The 15776-nt window shown below is 30.4% G+C and carries 12 protein-coding genes; 11 read left to right on the plus strand and 1 reads right to left on the minus strand.

The window, feature by feature from the left end:
• The first annotated feature begins 349 nt into the window (after positions 1-349).
• The 6 genes from BUA03_RS13940 to BUA03_RS13965 are packed head-to-tail and all read left to right on the plus strand — an operon-like array spanning position 350 to position 9851.
• Positions 350-3328 carry a type I restriction endonuclease subunit R gene (locus BUA03_RS13940; RefSeq protein ID WP_066076158.1) on the plus strand — a complete coding sequence of 993 codons (2979 nt, stop codon included), beginning with the start codon at positions 350-352 and terminating at the stop codon, positions 3326-3328.
• A gap of 11 nt (positions 3329-3339) precedes the next feature.
• On the plus strand, positions 3340-3624 hold the full coding sequence (locus BUA03_RS13945; RefSeq protein ID WP_066076161.1) for a hypothetical protein: 285 nt from the start codon (positions 3340-3342) through the stop codon (positions 3622-3624).
• A gap of 26 nt (positions 3625-3650) precedes the next feature.
• Positions 3651-6332 (plus strand): McrB family protein, encoded by a 2682-nt coding sequence (locus BUA03_RS13950; RefSeq protein ID WP_066076164.1) that lies wholly within the window; start codon positions 3651-3653, stop codon positions 6330-6332.
• The gene (locus tag BUA03_RS13955; protein ID WP_082854261.1) at positions 6325-7647 is read left to right on the plus strand and encodes an McrC family protein; all 1323 of its coding nucleotides are present in this window, start codon (positions 6325-6327) and stop codon (positions 7645-7647) included. The genes BUA03_RS13950 and BUA03_RS13955 overlap by 8 nt, the downstream gene beginning before the upstream one ends.
• 15 nt (positions 7648-7662) lie before the next feature.
• Positions 7663-8919 (plus strand): hypothetical protein, encoded by a 1257-nt coding sequence (locus BUA03_RS13960; protein WP_066076171.1) that lies wholly within the window; start codon positions 7663-7665, stop codon positions 8917-8919.
• On the plus strand, positions 8919-9851 hold the full coding sequence (locus BUA03_RS13965) for a DNA-processing protein DprA (RefSeq protein ID WP_139255672.1): 933 nt from the start codon (positions 8919-8921) through the stop codon (positions 9849-9851). The genes BUA03_RS13960 and BUA03_RS13965 overlap by 1 nt, the downstream gene beginning before the upstream one ends.
• Here the strand turns inward: BUA03_RS13965 and BUA03_RS13970 are convergent.
• On the minus strand, positions 9848-10861 hold the full coding sequence (locus tag BUA03_RS13970; RefSeq protein ID WP_066076176.1) for a helix-turn-helix transcriptional regulator: 1014 nt from the start codon (positions 10859-10861) through the stop codon (positions 9848-9850). The genes BUA03_RS13965 and BUA03_RS13970 overlap by 4 nt on opposite strands.
• Before the next feature lie 111 nt (positions 10862-10972).
• Here BUA03_RS13970 and BUA03_RS13975 point away from each other — a divergent pair, with 111 nt between their 5' ends.
• The 5 genes from BUA03_RS13975 to BUA03_RS13995 all read left to right on the plus strand — a co-directional run bounded on the left by BUA03_RS13975 (position 10973) and on the right by BUA03_RS13995 (position 15539).
• Positions 10973-12778, plus strand: coding sequence for a DUF3696 domain-containing protein (locus BUA03_RS13975; protein WP_066076179.1), 1806 nt, complete (start codon positions 10973-10975; stop codon positions 12776-12778).
• 2 nt (positions 12779-12780) lie between these two features.
• On the plus strand, positions 12781-13656 hold the full coding sequence (locus BUA03_RS13980) for a hypothetical protein (protein WP_066076182.1): 876 nt from the start codon (positions 12781-12783) through the stop codon (positions 13654-13656).
• Positions 13657-13733: 77 nt separating this feature from the next.
• On the plus strand, positions 13734-14231 hold the full coding sequence (locus tag BUA03_RS13985; protein ID WP_066076185.1) for a hypothetical protein: 498 nt from the start codon (positions 13734-13736) through the stop codon (positions 14229-14231).
• A 117-nt stretch (positions 14232-14348) separates the two neighbouring features.
• Positions 14349-14900, plus strand: coding sequence for a hypothetical protein (locus BUA03_RS13990; RefSeq protein ID WP_066076188.1), 552 nt, complete (start codon positions 14349-14351; stop codon positions 14898-14900).
• A 354-nt stretch (positions 14901-15254) separates the two neighbouring features.
• A complete protein-coding gene (locus BUA03_RS13995; protein ID WP_066076191.1) occupies positions 15255-15539 on the plus strand; it encodes a DUF6922 domain-containing protein in 285 nt (94 codons plus the stop codon).
• The last annotated feature ends 237 nt before the right edge of the window (positions 15540-15776 follow it).

The raw sequence follows: 15776 nt of genomic DNA on the forward strand, positions 1-15776 counted from the left end.
TAAAACTATAACAAATGAAAGAAATATTAATTATCGTTTGGTGTCAAATGATATACATTTTTATTGCGGTTTCCGTTCTCGCGTAACTCTTTTGGTTACTTAGAAAGATATTATCACCCAAATTTTCAAGTAGTTATTGATTATTTAAACAAGCATGAAAACTTATCAAGACAAGAAATTGAAAAACTTGTTTTAGAATTACAGGAAAATTCAAATACACAATTGGAATCAGAAATAGAGGATTTAAAAGTAGAAAAAGAAAAATTACTGGAGTAAATTTCAATCTTGAAATAAATTGAAGATAAGAAAGAAGAACTCGATCTACTCCTTACTAAATTAAACGATTAATATGGCACAAGGCATTAGAGAAATTCATCTAGAAGAACATATTGTAAAATACTTGACTGAGTATGGTGGTTTTCACGAAGTAGCTCCAACAGCATACGATAAGGAATTATGCCTCATTCCTACTGAGGTTATTGGTTTTATTCAAGAGACACAACCAGAAAAATACATTCTTTTAAAAGAAGAACAATATGGTGATAAAGTAGATGAAAAGATCATTGCAAATATTGCCAAGGTCTACAAAGACAATAAAGACAAAACGCTGGATTTACTGCGTAAAAAAGTAATAGACAGAGGTCAGAAATTTGATCTGGTTTATTTTCAGCCGGCGAACGATAAATCACCAGAACACCAGCAGTGGTATGGAAAAAATCGGTTGGCCATAGTTCGACAATTAAAGTATTCTAAAAGGAATGAAAATGCTATTGATTTGGTTTTGTTTATTAACGGTATTCCGGTGGTTACTTTAGAACTAAAAAACGAATTAACAGGACAAAATCACCACAACGCTATCAAACAGTACATGCAAGATCGCGATCCTAAAGGAGAACCTTTCTTGGAATTCAAACGTTGTTTAGTCCATTTTGCAGTTGGTACTGAAAAAGTGTTCATGACCACTGAATTAAAAGGAAAAGCGACTTTCTTTTTACCTTTCAATAAAGAATTAGATAATTATAATGAAAACGGTTTTGCCACTTCTTATTTATGGGAAGATGTCTTAACGAAGGATTCTTTATTAGATTTAATTCAAAACTACATCAATGTACAAACGGATGTAGAAAAAGTATATGACAGCGTTACCAAAAGTTTAAAGGAAAAGAAATCAACTAAATTATTATTTCCTCGTTTTCACCAACGAAGAGCCGTGCAACGCTTATTGAATGCTGTTCAAGAAGAAGGTGTGGGTAAAAATTATTTAATTCAACATTCTGCAGGTTCAGGAAAATCAAATACCATCACGTGGTTAGCCTATCGCTTGAGTGGTTTTTATCAAAAAGATACCGATACCAAAGCCTTATACGATTCGGTAATAATTGTCAATGACCGTAGAGTTTTAGACAAGCAAATACAAGACAACATCCGTCAACTCGATAATACGCCGGGATTGGTGGCTTACATAGATGAAAATAAAACAAGTCAAGATCTAAAAAAGGCAATAGAGGAAGGCAAACGAATAATTGTAACCACGATTCAAAAATTTCCTGTGATTTCAGAGACTATTGCTAGTATTCCTAATCGAACGTATGCAGTACTAATTGATGAGGCCCACAGCTCACAATCTGGAGAGGCAGCGCGACATTTAAAAAAGTCATTGTCGCTTGAAGAAGCTGAAGAACAGGATGTTTCCCAAGATATTGATGATATTGTTGCAGACGAAATAAAACGAAAAGGAAAGCAACCTAATATTTCCTTTTTTGCTTTTACCGCTACTCCAAAACCAAAAACCGAGGAATTATTTGGTACAAAAAAAGATGGTAAAATAAAAGCCTTTGATACCTACTCGATGGAACAAGCCATTAAGGAAGGTTTCATTCGCGATGTATTGAAAAATTATATGTCATTCAAACGCTATTATAAAATCATAAAGCGTACTGAGATCAGCGACAAAGAATACGAAAAGAAAAAAACAGTACGTTTATTAGGTTCCTATGTCGATTTACAAGATCATGCCATTGAACGAAAAGCACGAATAATGATTGAACATTTTGTGAGTCAAACCCAAAATGAAATTCAAGGGAAAGCACGTGCCATGCTCGTAACCAAATCGAGATTACATGCCGTACGTTTCAAAGTCAAGTTTGATGATATCATGAGGGAAATGAAATTGCCGTACGAAGCCTTAGTGGCATTTTCAGGAACAGTAAAAGACCACGAAACCAATGAGGAATATACCGAAACGAGTATGAATCAATTGCAGGGTAAAATATCGATACCTGAAGCCTTAAAACTACCTCAGTTTAGATTCTTAATTGCGGCAAATAAGTTTCAGACTGGTTTTGACGAACCCTTATTGCATACCATGTTTGTAGATAAAAAATTAGGCGGTGCTGCTACGGTTCAAACTTTAAGCCGGTTGAATAGAACTATGCGTGGTAAAGAAAGTACAATGGTGCTAGACTTTGTAAATGACCCTGAAATGGTGCAAGCTGATTTTCAGCATTTCTATGGCGAGAACTTCATGGAAGAAGACAATCAAACCGATCCCAATAGTTTATATACTGTACAAAATAAAATTGATGACTTCAATGTGTTCCATGAAAATGAAATTAATGCCTTTGCTGAGATCTTTTTCCGTAAAGGAAATAATTACGAGAAGCTAAATCCATTATTAAAAACAGTTAGCAAACGCTTCGTGGATACGCTGAACGAAGAAGACCAAGTAAACTTCAAGTCAGATGCACAAACCTTTTTAAAACTGTATCGCTTTTTAAGTCAAATTATCACTTTTACAGATGTAGAACTGGAGAAATACTATGTCTTCCTGACTGCTTTGATGAAAATGCTGCCTTATGTAAAGGCTAATTTGCCTTTGGATGTATTAGGCGAAGTAGAATTAGACAGCTACAAAATACAACATATGTACACGACGGACTTAGCCTTAGTATCCGAGAACGGGGAAGCCTACGGAATGACTCCAGGAGGAGTTGCCGGCAAAGAAGAAGATGAACTGGATTTACTGACAAACATCATCAAAGTACTCAATGATACTTTTGGACTAGAACTCACAGAGGAAGACAAAATAGAATTTCTTAAAATGAAAGATAAAATCTATTCTAACGAAGAATTGATGGGCTTCTTTAATAAAAACAATTCCAAAGACAACATCCAAGACAAATTCAGTGAGGAAATAGATAACGAGTTATTAAACTTTATCAATACCAAGCTGGAACTCTACAACAAACTATCAGAAGATCGTGCCAATATCATGTTCAAAAAAATGTGGTTTACGGATTTGTATGATAAGAGAGTTAGGGGGATTTAAAAACTATAAATATGCACACGACTACTACTCTAACTACAGCTCCATTTGAACAAGGTTTTCTAAATCTTTCCAATCAATTTATTGATCTAGTTGGAAATCATTTGGAACCAATTACCATCTATTTAGGAAATAATAGAGAACCTATTCCAGGAACTTTATATACAGCAAATCCAATAAATACACCGAGAATTAGAGGAGGAAATACTATGTCTGAATGGTTTCTGCAAAATTGTGAAGTTAGACAAATCCTAAATGTATCAATTATAAATCCTGTGACTTTCTGGGTTTATTTGTAATAATAAAATAATATTGACAATTAGATATGAATGAATTATCAGAAACAACAACGCCTGAATTAATACCAATAATTACTGAATTTTATAAGTGTTTGTTTGATCCAAATAAAAATTTCACAGAATTAAATGGTTTCACAAACATAACAGATCACGGCTTGGTCAAGTTTAAGGGTTTAAATATATGTCGCAAAATAGATCTAAATTACAATGGTGTAAAATATGAATTGGGCCTTTTTAATTATATCAGGGACAATGGCAACACAATTGGAATTAGAAATGGGGAAACAGATAGCAATTTTATTCAATATGTTTTAGACAAATTCCTTCAACTTGAAGATAACAAAATTAAATTTACACATGATGGTGTGACAACCGGAAGTGCAGGAAAAACCAAAGAGGCTTGTATTGTTGAAATAGAAAAAAAAGCTCCTCAACTGATAAAATTAGAAGGTGACAAAAAAAACATTGATTTAGGATATTTAGAAAGTGGTTATAAATTTGAAGATTCTGCTTTTCAAGGTTTATTATCAAATTTTTTAGAATATGCTATTTTGAGAAATAATTTTAAAACAGATATCCTAGAAAAAACAAACTTAAAAGAACCATTTTATAACTTCTTATGTGCTATTAGAAATAAGAATAAAGAGCATGAATCTATATATAACTTTGAAGCTAAAAGAGGAAAATTCGACAAAATCATTAGAAGAATAGAAGAGTTTTTTGATTATAGCTTATTTGAAGTTAATGCTGATTATTCTGATATTGAAGCACTTTCTCAAAAAGTCCAAAAAGATTATGAAATTTTAAAAAATCAAAATAAGGAATATATAGATTTTAATGATCGAACTGAAAGGGGAATTCCAAATTCTTTGATTAATTCCCATTATTTAAAATTTATAAACCAATTAAATAAAAATAAATCAGAAATGACATTTAAGCAGTTAGTTGAAAGTCTTAAAATTCATTTTAAGACAGAATACGTTGAATTTCAAATATTAGAACATAAACCAAAACAAACCTTCGTTTGGGTTACTGATAAGAAAGGAATTATTGGTGATAGAATTGCTCACTATGAAGTTAGCACACGAGGAAAAAAAGGAAGCGAAGTTTTTGTTGATGTTCATTTCGAAGGCATGAAGACAGAAAAAGAAATTTTCTTCAATATGATAAAAAAACTACCAGAGAAACTAGAATGGATTGATTGGCAAGGTTCTAAAAGTATAGGTTACAGTAAAAGCTACAATTTACGAGAGGATGACATAGTAGATAATGTAACTGCAGCTCTTAAATATATTGACGAAAATATTGGTGACGAAATAAGAAATATCATTGAGAAAATGCACAGTACAGTTCCTTTTGATACAAATAATAATTCTAATTACATGAAACAGTCCTTCAATCAAATACTATATGGTCCACCAGGAACTGGAAAAACCTATAATTCTATTAACAAAGCCCTAGAAATAATCGACGATGACGAAGTAAAGATCTTGGATTGGAACGATAGATTGGAAGTTAAAAGACTATACGACAAGAAAGTAAAAGAAGGCCAAATTGTATTTACTACTTTTCATCAAAACATGAGTTATGAAGATTTTATTGAAGGAATAAAACCTAAAAAAACAAATGAAGGAAAAGTAGTTTATGAGATTGAAAATGGCGTTTTTAAAAAGCTTTGTTTAAAAGCGTCGGAAAAGAAAGCGTCGCAAACATTTGAAGATTCCTATTCTAAATTTGTAGAAGAGGTTCTAAATGAAGGATCTATTATGTTAGAAACACCCACACAAAAGAAGAAATTTAAAGTAATAATCAACAGTAATGAAACTGCTGTAGCTATACCAGAAACCGAAAAAGCTACAAAAATGGGAGTTACCAAAGAAATGGTAAGGGATTATGTAATTAACGATCTAATCAGAGACTGGAAACCATATACTACCGCGATAGGCGAATACATTAAAGCTAACTATCCGTTTAAAGTAGAGAATAGTGATAACGCTAATAAAAATTTTGTTATAATTATTGATGAGATTAATAGAGGAAATGTTTCCAAAATATTTGGAGAGTTAATCACGCTTGTAGAAGAAAGTAAAAGAGAAGGTAATAGCGAGGCCATAACAGGAATTTTACCGTACAGCAAACAGGAATTTAGCGTTCCTAAGAATGTTTATATTTTGGGAACAATGAATACCGCAGATAGAAGCGTCGAAGCTTTAGATACTGCATTGCGCCGTAGATTTGATTTTGTAGAAATGATGCCTAAATATGAATTATTTGACACACACAAATCGAGATATTCGTTCAATGGAATGTTTGCTTATGATATTCTTGAAACTATAAATAAAAGAATTGAAGTTTTATTGGGTAGGGATCATTTAATAGGTCATTCATTTTTTATTTTGGATGAAAAAGAAATTATAGAGACTAAGGTAAAATCAGCATTCTATAAAAACATTATTCCGCTCTTACAAGAGTATTTCTATGGTGATTACAATAAGATAGGTCTAGTTTTGGGGTCTGGTTTTGTGACAAAAATAAAAGTAGAAAACCATAAGGACTTGTTTGCTAACGATAAAGAGTTTAATGGGAACGACTATGTGGGCAGAGAAACTTATAATTATAGTATCACAGAATTTAATGATGATGCAATTTTTTACAATGCTTTAAATATATTAATGAATAAGGTAAGTATTCCTGAAAGTAATGAATAGGAAACAAATCACAATATTTGAATACGATAGTTTAATAGTTAATGAAAAATATAATGGTATTCTATTTGAAAAGAAACATTTAGATGCATTAGAAATTTATTTTGGAGACGGAAAGTACAAACCTAATACTTTTCTGAACTTAAGCCAATTAACCAAACTAACCGCAGACAAAAACTCATTCCCATTTTATACTTTGGTTAGAAATGGAGTGCGATTTTGTCAGTTTGTTGGCGTATTACAATTAAAAGATCTTGTAATAGAGGTTTTGCCAAAAGCAGATCGAAGTTGGAATGTAGAATCTGAAAAAGAAGAGAAAGATAGCTGGAGAAACTTATTAATAAAAATGCTTCAAGTGGTCAATGCTTTTGATGTCAATGCAACGAGTTTTAGTTCGCTAAAATTATTACCTAATAGCTTTTTAGACATATATTATGAACTTTTTATAATTGAAATAGAAACATTATTACACAAAGGTCTAATCAAGCAATACCGCGAGATTGAAGATAATAAAAAATCGCTATCTGGAAACTTAATTTTTTCTAAACAAATACAATATAACTTGGTCCATAAGGAACGGTTTTATGTACATACTACAGAATATGATACGCAACATCATTTACATGCCATTTTATATAAAACCTTAAAGGTTTTACAGCAAACAAACGGTTTACAGGCTCTGAAAAGTAGAATTAATCGATTATTAATGAATTTTCCTGAACTTAATAATGTAAATGTTATGGAAAGTACTTTTGATAAAATTAATCTAAACAGAAAAACTCAACCTTATAAATTATCGTTACTAATTTCAAAAATGATCCTATTAAATTTTCATCCTGATGTAATAACTGGTGTTGATGAAGTCGTTGCTTTAATGTTTGACATGAACGCTTTATGGGAAAAATTCGTTTTTCACAGTATTAAGTCAAATCCCTTATTTGAGATTGAAGATCAGAAAGTTGCGAAATTCTGGAAGAGCAACAATCAGACAAAGTCATATTTTAAGGCTGATATTTTCATTAAGTACCTAACTAAAAATTATGTTTTAGATACCAAATGGAAAAATATGAATGACGACAAACCATCAAATGATGATTTACGTCAAATGTTTGCCTATTTACATTATTATAATGCAAAGAAAACAGCTCTACTCTATCCAGACAAGAATGAAAAAATAATCACAGGTAATTATCATCATAGGTTACATGATAAAAAAGACGAGGAGTGCAGTTTGTTAAAAATTCCTGTTCAGAAAGACATAAGAGAATGGCAAGAAAAAATAAATGAACATATTGAAAATTGGATAACTAAGACTTAATAACAAAGATAGAGGATGATATTACTTATTGATTTAGACGGAACCTTAACTAACACGGCTCATCCCCAATTCAAAAGAATGAAGGACGGGCTTGACGATACTATTCTTAATACTATCCCAGTATTTGATGGTGCAATTGAATTTATCAATCAACAAAAAAGTTTAGGAAATAGAGTGATTATAGTTTCTGATTCTCATCCAAAATATGTTCAAAAAATAGCTGTCGAAATATTTAATGTTGAATTTGTGTTTCTTGCTGATAAACCGAACCCAGACAGAACATTAGAATTCATAAAAACAAATCAAGAACTTAAAGAATTATATATCGACAGAGACAATTTTATTCTCATTGGAGATAGTTTTTTAGATATAGAATTAGGCAGAAGGTTAAACATCAGAACAGTTCACACAAAGTTTTATAAAGCTTCAGAAGTTGACGAACGTGATGGTATTGGACAAGATTGGAAACCGTTAAAAATGGGACCTACATTTTATGCTAAAAGCTATTCGAGTATTAATAAAATAATTGATAGCCCTTTAAGTCGTTTATTGGCAATTGAAGCCGCATTTACTGGAAGTGATTCATATAGGTCGGTTGCGTTTAAAGATATTAAAACACAAAATGGTTTTATTGCTTTCAGATGCTTAGCCAGACAAGAAGATGGCGAATGTGATAAATATGCAAGAGCCGATAAATACTATCAAATAGACAATCCTAAACGAAGCCAAGAGTTTTTGAATACCTTAGTTAATGGTTTAAATTCATATTTGTCGAGATTAGAAAGTTTACCACAATATCAATGGGATTACTTAACCTATGTGTCAGATAAAAAAACGACCTCTCCTCCTAATAAGATGAAAGAAATATTTGACTTAATAGGTAGTGCAATTACTAAAATAAAACTATTTGAATGGAGAGATGAGGTCGATGGCTCTTTAAGAAACCGACCTGATTATACTTCTAGAAGAGCATTTATTTCCAAGTTCCTCACCACTAAAACAGAATTTGATCTAACAGACAAAAATATAATTGTTATTGATGATCAATTTACATCATCTGCAACAGCATATGAAATTGTAACACAGTTGAAAGCTAGAGGAGCAAAAAACATTCTATTTATCGCTTTGTTTTATTTAATTTTACCCATCCATTCTAAAAAGTGTCCTCGTTGCAATAATGACATGAAAATAAGTATTCGAAAAGAAGACGGAGTTAAATTTCATAATTGTTCCTATAAAACTGGGTGTGGATTATCTACAAAAATAAATTGATGAAAACTGAAACCAAATATATAATAGCTATTTCTTTGATTAAAGGTATTGGAGCGGCTTTTATGAAGCAAAATATTCATCTGATACATAGCTACAAAAACAATCATGAAATGCTTTGTGGTATCAGTAACAAAATCACTTTAGATGATCTTGAAGAAAATATTATATATGCTGAACAAATAATACAGGAATGTACTGAACTTGATATTACAATACGAACCATTATCGACAAAGATTATCCTAAACAATTGCTTGAAATAAAAGACCCTCCTCCTATTCTTTATTTGAAAGGAAATCTTAATTTACTTTCAAAGGTGATTGCCATAATTGGCACAAGAAAATCAACTGACTTAGGAAATAAGATTGCAGCTAAATTAGGAACGTACTTCAGCGATAAATGGTCTATCTGTAACGGTCTGGTTGACGGAATTGATAAAAGTGCTATATTAATTAACAATACAATTGCTCCAAATGTCATAGGTGTACTATCAGGCGGGTTAAATTTTGAAAAAACATCTTCAAAAGTTACTAAAGAACTTGCATCGATGGTTTTGGCAAATAATGGATTGCTCATATCAGAACAAGAGCCTAATAAAAAAGAAGATCAATTTTCTGGCAGCAAAGCAAGTAGAATTCAGGCTGGTTTGTCTAATGGATTAATTCTAGCTCAAAGCTCTATAACAGGCGGATCCAAATACACGCTTAAAACTTTTTCTGAATTAAAAAGACCTATTGGTGTCATTGCTTTTGAACCAAATTCAGAATACCAAATATCGGAAGAGTTTAGCGCCAATCGCTTATTAGTACTAGACGGAAAAAAAGGATTGCTTAAAATATGTGATATTAAGAAACCTGAAAACCTAAAAACTTCAGAAATTATTAAAATCAACAACGTAGCAGATTATACAATTTTTGAAAATTCAATAAATTAATAATTATCCAATCCTTTCAATAATCTTTCCTTAATCCTGTCTTTCAAATGTTGAGGTTCTATAACCTTAACACTTTCACCATAAGACAAAATCAATCGCTCTAATTCGTAATTGGGCATTACTTTTATCTTCAGTTCTAAAGTAAACTCATCAAGCCATTTATGCTTTTGGGTTTCGTGTATGGATTTATTCTCCATATACTTTCCAGTCAATTGGTTGAAATGCAACTCAACATTTTCTAAAACAGCATTTACTCCTTTACTAACACCTATCATGTCCGAAAAATACTCTTGCCAATCGATAGTTTCATTAACCACAAAAGGAATAACAATTGGCCTTACTGACACTATTCTATCAATAGCTACATTCCAGTCCCATTTATAACTTTCGGGATGGAAACCAAACAAAAACCAGCGATTATTATACTCTTTTAGGTAATGTGGATGAAAAATATAAGTGTAAGGCTCTTCCGTTTTAAAGTCTTTATAGGTAATTTCTAAAGTAGTTTTATTTTGTACGGCATTATACAGCGTACTGAAATATTCTATTCCCTTTAAATCTTGCGAACGATCAAAACCAATAAACGGCTTCTCATTAGTTGACACTTTCAAATCTGTTTTAAGCTTTGCAATAATCTCCTGAATCCCTTCAAACTGTGGCATTCCCTCAAATTGCGAAAGCACTTGTATAGCCGACTGAAATTGATCCATTTCCACCTCATTCAAGGGAGCATTGTTGATAGAGTAATCTAAATCTTCATACCTGTAAATCCTTTTTTTACCATCTTTTATATCTGCCAATTCAATCCCCCAGCCTTCAGCACTTTTCATAAAGGCAATATCATCTTGCAATTGACGAAGTTTAACACATTGGGTTTCATCATCAAATAAATCTAGTAGTTTATCATTAACAGCATCCAATAATAATTCTTTTGTAAAATTCTTATAGGGATTCTTAAAACAAGCATCTAAAATTTTGTAGCGAATAAGTGGTTTTTTAGTAACAGCCATAATATAAAATGATTTAAATTGTTTAGATTTGGTACAATACTACGGAATAAATTTTACTATGCAGTAAAGCTGCGTAGATATAGGTTTATTTTGCATTAAAATCAACAGAACATGATTAAGAAAATAGGAATTGAAAATTTTAGAGTATTCAAAGAATTTACTGAATTTGAAATCAGACCAATAACGCTGCTTGTTGGCCCAAATAATGCTGGAAAAAGTTCTTTTACAAAACTATTGCTGTTGTTGAAGAACGGTGTTTCTAAATTAAATTTTAATGGGGGATCACACAATCTTGAAAGTTTTGCTAAAGTCACGAATTGGGAGTTGAATGATAAAAAAATAAAAATTCGTTTTGATAATAATTTAGAATTTTTAGATGACAGTTATTTTGTTGATAATTATTTCATTAATGATATGAAGAATAACGGTGACTTATTCCAAATAGATATTACAAATTCTAATGAAAACCTATTGGTATTCAAAAGTGATGGAACCAATTGTAGATTAAAATTTAATATTGACATTATGTTTTCTTTAATTTATAATAATAAATTACTAGGATCTACATACCGAACGATAGACCCATGGGAAACTCATGAGACAAAATTACTTGTTAATTTTGAAAATTCACCAAATGAAGACATAATTAACCTGGAAAATTTTGAAGAAATATTTAGAAAAAATCCTGAAAGATTTTCTGATTCTGACCAAACAAACCTTCAAACACCAACTATAGGAACTATTGTCTTAAAAAATACGATAAATAAATTAGAAAAAAATTATTTGCTTTATGATATCATTATCAACAGTATAAACGCAACTGCCTATCATAAAGAAGAACTAATAGATTTGCAGAAAAAAGAATTTGGAGATATTTATTTTGATGGAAATCACAAATTAACCGGAATACCAACAGATTTTAACAATGCATTAGAGTATTGTCTTAAACGTGCAAATAATGTTGTAAAAGAAATAATAAAAACTCATTTTCAAGCAACCCACGGGAATGATTTTATCGAAATTAGGGAGACAGAGTTAGGGAAGTTATTGTTTAAAATTAAACTTTTTGACAACAATAGTGAACCTCCTTTTCGAGAAACTGGTTATCAAAAAACATTTTTCGAACAATTTAGTAAATACGGATCAAATTTAAAAAGCGAGTTTAATAAACTACAATATATATCCGCAAATAGAGCAAGTCAAAAAAGAGTTTTAGCAAATACTTCAGACTATGATATTGACGGCATTGTAGTTGATTTTTTTAATAAGTCACAAAAAAACATCACTTTTCTTAAAATCATATTTGAAATTTTAGAGATTCCTGGTGAACTATCAGTTGAGCGTTTTGAAAATATCATATCTATAGTCTATTTGACTATTAATGACCGTAAAGTAGCATTATCTGATGTGGGATTTGGATTTTCACAAATTATCCCTATCATTCTTAAAATAGTTACATTGACAGAACCAAAGGAAGGAATGAAAATAAAAGCAAAGACTTCTGAGAATTGTGACGAAAGCAATGAATTTTCAATTAGTTTTCCTACTGATGAAAAAACAATAATTATTGAAGAGCCGGAAGCAAATTTACACCCTAACTTACAATCAAAATTAGCAGATGTTTTTGTCGAGATTATCAACTATTACCCCGAATTGAATTTCATAATTGAAACTCATAGTGAATACATGATACGTAAGCTGCAGTTTTTAACAGCTAAAAAATCAATTGGAATCGACAAATCGATTATTTATTATTTCAATGCTGATAAATATGTGACTGCAAATGAGCCTAAGGTGAAGCCTATTGAAATCAGAGAAAACGGTAATCTAAGTGATACATTTGGACCAGGTTTTTATGATGAAGCTACACAGTTGCAATTTGACTTAATGAAACTGAATCAGGAACAAAACAATTAAGTATGGAGCTATATGTAGAGAAGGCATTCTTGGATAAATTTAATTCAGAGTTTGCTGAAACACCTGTAACAAAAGGAAAAACGGTTTTAACTTCGATTTTAAAAACTTATGGTGATGTAAATTTGTATATTGATTACGTATTTGAAACTCCCAAAGAACTCGAATTATATAATATTAATTTAATTACTTTAAAGTCACAAGATTTCCCTGTAATACCAATAATTTCTATAAAAGAACATTTTTTTGCACACTCAAAATGTGAACAAACTCTCATTTTTACAATCAATGAAGAAACATGGTTTAAAGAAGCGGAAAAGAAAGGAGCTCTTTGTTTTTGTTATGAAAATTATGAAAAAACCATAGAATCCATAATTTCTATTTGTGAAAATTTAAAAGTTGATTTAAGTGAAAGTTTTAGAAGTTGGGATTATTTTAAAGAATTGAAGACAATTCCAAAAAATAAAATCATAATAAATGACGGCTATTTATTTGCTGAAAATTCAGGAAACAAACCTATTGAAGAAAATATAATTCCGCTATTGAAGAATGTAATAAAACCAGATACTGAAACGAAAATTGAATTTTTCACGAATTATCTTAATTTCAAACGAGAATCAGAGCGATTTGATATTGAAAAAATTAAAAGAAAGCTACTAAATGTATTCCAAGGTGATTACAAGTTATCGTTTGAATACATACAATATCATTCACATGACAGGATTTTATATTCTAATTTTTTCCTGATGGGATGTGGTGTGGGTTTTAATTTTAATACTAAAAGAAAATCCAATTCAGTTATAACGGTTGATTCAATTTTTGATAAGTTTAGTTACAAGAGGATCAACAATCATTTGATAGAGCTAAAGAAAAGAATTTAAATGATTTAGGCAAGTCTAAATCGACGAGCGGCACTTATGTTATTAATTAAATTTTCACGTCAATTACAATTATCTAAATGGATCCAGATAAACTAAAAATACTAAAAGAGCTTGCCCTTATGGGTGATGTTACTTATGTCACTCATAATAAAAAATATCTAATAACTGTTGAAGAGCCACGACAGTTAAATACACAAGCCGATGCAATTCTGTATTTTTTACAAAACTTAGATATCGACATGTTAAATTCTATTTTAGAAGATAACCGTACTTATCAGAACTTTGATAAGAAAAAATTCATAAGCAAACTAGATGATGCAATGGATGAATTTCTAAAATATGGAGATACTTTTTTGCATATGCATAGCGGCTACTGTAATTCTGAAAAATGTAATTTTAAGTGCAAGGGTTATACCTTTATTGGAAATAAATCCAATAATTATTTTGATTTAATTTTTGATATCAAAGAAGGAATTGTAAATGATATTTATGAATGTACAAAGTTCAAATGTAACGAAAAAGGCCTAAATAAAAATATTCAAATAGAAATAGATAAATCGAATATGCCATTTTAAATTTAATCAAATCATGAACAAATTCGCAGCCATAATATGAATTCTGATAGTACAACAATATAACTGAATAATGGTAGATATAATGTAATTAGATTCAACATTGACATTTAAGATTTTATGATAATATTTCTGCTATATATAACTCTAGGTTTAATCCTTAATTTTAATGGCCCTCTTGCCATATATTTAAAAAAAGAAGATAAATACGCTTTAAAACAGAATGAGAATAAAAATTGGTTTTATAGATATTTACTAATCATTGTTGTTAGATTGCTGATGACCATAATTTATCCGTTGTTTTTTTTTAATGTATATATTTTAAATAACAAACCGATAGAACCAATCTCATTCTTAGATAAGTTTGATAGAAGTGTAGTTATTAGGTTTAGAGAAATCGGGAAGTATAATAATATAGCACCAACAGAAAAAAGTAGTGATAAAATGATTATTGAAATTTACACTTTAATTTGTACATCTTTCCGAAAAGCTAGTTTAGTAAGAAAAGAACACATACCCGCAAATTCACTAAACGTAATTGCTCTTAAATTCATGAAACTATATGAAGATCTGGGAGAAGAGTTTATGAATGAACATCTAGAATATGAATTAAATAATTATAAAATTCAAGGATTGAGACCAGAATATAAATATGATATTTCATTATTTTAGAACTAAAATTATTATTATCTCACTCAGCTGATACAAATCCTCGTTTATTCCAAGTATTCCTAACTCATGACTGCCGTTTGCTTCATTTCGCTAATTTCATTTTAATTAGAAAAAATCCTATTAATATTATTTTACGATCCGCTATGATTTTGAGTGCGAAGATTCCCATCTCAATAACAAAATGCAATAATTCTCGACATCGATTTGAAAGAGATAATTACAGATACATTCGCATATTAAAATTAGTATAATAAACGCGATCTTAGTAGTTTATAATTGTTTGAATACGTGAATTAACACCAGTTTGAGCATTTATTAACGGATGGTATTAAAAAAAATGACTAATTTTGTATTGTGAAACAATCAATTAACATAGCGACAATTTTTCCAAAACACTTATTTTGGGATATGGATCATAGTAAACTTAATCTCTCCAGAGATAAAGATATTATAATTCCAAGAGCTTTGTTTGCCACAAACCAAGAAACTTTTGCAACAGATATTGTTAAACTAGAACAGTATTATTCCAAAACACCAATCCTTAAGTACCTTAAAACCACAAAGGAGCGTATTAGTAACGAAGTTTGCGCAATGGTCGCAAAAAGATACAATGTACCCACTTTTGCACGTTTCAAATAGGTAAAGATTTCCCTGCCCCAACAGGTATCAGAATAAAGTAATCCCTCAAACACTTTTTCGAATAGTTCCAAAAAAAAGTAGCAAGTCAAAACAATAATCCCTTTAAATATCACGGGCAGTCATTTAGTTTCGCAACTAATTTAGAATTCATTTGTTACAAATTTAAAAAACAACAGCCATTTTTTACTGGAAATTTTTTGCGAAAAATAAAGCTTTACTGGAAAATAACACTTCATT

This window comes from Flavobacterium fryxellicola, from assembly GCF_900143245.1.
Taxonomy (GTDB): domain Bacteria; phylum Bacteroidota; class Bacteroidia; order Flavobacteriales; family Flavobacteriaceae; genus Flavobacterium; species Flavobacterium fryxellicola.

Excerpts from the sequence above, each read along its gene's own strand:
- BUA03_RS13940 (WP_066076158.1), top strand. The coding sequence starts at position 350 with ATGGCACAAGGCATTAGAGAAATTCATCTAGAAGAACATATTGTAAAA.
- BUA03_RS13945 (WP_066076161.1), top strand. The coding sequence starts at position 3,340 with ATGCACACGACTACTACTCTAACTACAGCTCCATTTGAACAAGGTTTT.
- BUA03_RS13950 (WP_066076164.1), top strand. The coding sequence starts at position 3,651 with ATGAATGAATTATCAGAAACAACAACGCCTGAATTAATACCAATAATT.
- BUA03_RS13955 (WP_082854261.1), top strand. The coding sequence starts at position 6,325 with ATGAATAGGAAACAAATCACAATATTTGAATACGATAGTTTAATAGTT.
- BUA03_RS13960 (WP_066076171.1), top strand. The coding sequence starts at position 7,663 with ATGATATTACTTATTGATTTAGACGGAACCTTAACTAACACGGCTCAT.
- BUA03_RS13965 (WP_139255672.1), top strand. The coding sequence starts at position 8,919 with ATGAAAACTGAAACCAAATATATAATAGCTATTTCTTTGATTAAAGGT.
- BUA03_RS13970 (WP_066076176.1), bottom strand. The coding sequence starts at position 10,861 with ATGGCTGTTACTAAAAAACCACTTATTCGCTACAAAATTTTAGATGCT.
- BUA03_RS13975 (WP_066076179.1), top strand. The coding sequence starts at position 10,973 with ATGATTAAGAAAATAGGAATTGAAAATTTTAGAGTATTCAAAGAATTT.
- BUA03_RS13980 (WP_066076182.1), top strand. The coding sequence starts at position 12,781 with ATGGAGCTATATGTAGAGAAGGCATTCTTGGATAAATTTAATTCAGAG.
- BUA03_RS13985 (WP_066076185.1), top strand. The coding sequence starts at position 13,734 with ATGGATCCAGATAAACTAAAAATACTAAAAGAGCTTGCCCTTATGGGT.
- BUA03_RS13990 (WP_066076188.1), top strand. The coding sequence starts at position 14,349 with ATGATAATATTTCTGCTATATATAACTCTAGGTTTAATCCTTAATTTT.